Below are 316 nucleotides of genomic sequence, written 5' to 3'. Positions count from 1 at the left end.
GGGCCAGGGCTGTTCCTCCGTCAGCAGGCGCACCTGTCCGGCGTCCCAGTCGACCTTCGTGGACGGCCGGTCCACGTGCAGGGTCTTCGGGAGGACCCCGTGGCGCATCGCCATGACCATCTTGATGACACCGGCCACACCGGCCGCGGCCTGCGTGTGCCCGATGTTGGACTTCACCGACCCCAGCCACAGCGGGCCGTCCGAGGAGCGCTCCTGTCCGTAGGTGGCCAGCAGCGCCTGCGCCTCGATCGGATCACCCAGCGTCGTACCCGTACCGTGCGCCTCCACCACGTCCACGTCCGCCGCCGACAACCGG

1 pseudogene is annotated in these 316 nt (G+C 70.6%); it reads right to left on the bottom strand.

What is annotated here, in order from left to right:
* Positions 1-316 (bottom strand): annotated as a pseudogene (locus OO52_RS45730) (polyketide synthase); the annotation flags it as partial.

Source organism: Streptomyces flaveolus, from assembly GCF_000716535.1.
In the GTDB taxonomy this organism is placed as follows: Bacteria; Actinomycetota; Actinomycetes; order Streptomycetales; family Streptomycetaceae; genus Streptomyces; species Streptomyces flaveolus_A.
The sequence above is the reverse complement of the archived record's forward strand: the minus strand, read 5'-3'. Positions and strand labels throughout refer to the sequence as shown.